Source organism: Bacillus cereus (assembly GCF_002567495.1).
Lineage (GTDB): Bacteria > Bacillota > Bacilli > Bacillales > Bacillaceae_G > Bacillus_A > Bacillus_A cereus_AQ.
The window spans coordinates 1-1,141 of sequence record NZ_NVAP01000101.1; the positions used below are offsets into that span (position 1 = coordinate 1).

Sequence of the window (1,141 nt, forward strand, 5' to 3'; positions counted from 1 at the left end):
ATCTTATAATTTTTGATTAGTTTTCTTATAGCTTTCTTATGCCATAGAAAAAGGGGGGCTGATGCCAAAAATACTCGATAGAAACATAAAGTATTTTTGTATCAGAAACAAGTCTAGTTTCTTACAGAATGAAAGTAAGGCAATTGTTTAATATATGTATCGCCATAACATATGCAAGGGATCTGTTAGAAATAAGATAAGCCGCAGTAAGTATCACCGCGCCAGGTAAATATATAGCATAATCCGAAAGCTGGTTCGTATGCATAAATGTAAAAATCATAATCGAAAAGATAGATGCAATAGCAGTACCAATATAATTCGAAAGACGATTTAATAATATATGACGAAACACAATTTCTTCAAGCAATGGAGCAAGAATACCAGATACTAGCAATGTTAATATAAGAGGTATCTCTGCGGCCTGTGTAAGGAGCTGTTCTTGGTTCTCCGGCTGACCAAGTGCTAGAAAACGCATAACAGTCTGTTCTACAATTGCCGTAAATAAAACCACCAGAGGAACACTTACTATTTTCAAAATTGTCTTCTCTTTAAAATAAGCAAAACTCTCAATAATTTCTTTCTTAAATAAAATTATTCCTATAATAGCAGGTACAGTAAAAGCAATGGCACTAATAATAAATTCTGAGTCAGCTAAATTGCTGTTAGTTAGAAGTGATATGCCAAATAATATGAACCAGCCAAATTGAAGTAGTGTAAAGATTGTAAAAACTAGTAGCATATTAAATTCTTTTTTATTGGTTTGTATAAAATTCACTTTGTTTCCTCCATAATTAAATTACTTAGAATCTTTGATTTTTCTTTCTGCATGAGGTTCTCCTTCTTAATATATTTATATGCGCTACCGAACCGAACGGTTCGGTTCGTATCGGTTTCTAATACTACTATAAGTTTCTAGTTTTTTAAACCCTTTTTACAAATTATTAATAAAATGAATATATTGATAATCAAATATTTATATATTCCAGTTGATTATTTACAATCAAATTCCAGTAATTATTAATGATTAACCGTTTATAGAATGGAGTGAAAGTGGGAATAGCTCCCCCCTTTAGCTAAACATATTAATAAAAATTAGATATAATAGTTATATGTTCATACATTAAAATTAACGATATTTTTA

1 protein-coding gene is annotated in these 1,141 nt (G+C 30.1%); it reads right to left on the reverse strand.

Annotated features, from left to right (window positions below; translation table 11 throughout):
• Nucleotides 1–121 precede the first annotated feature (121 nt).
• Complete coding sequence (locus COK05_RS30415) at nucleotides 122–775, reverse strand: CPBP family intramembrane glutamic endopeptidase (protein WP_098615483.1); 654 nt, start codon at nucleotides 773–775, stop codon at nucleotides 122–124.
• Nucleotides 776–1,141: the final 366 nt, after the last annotated feature.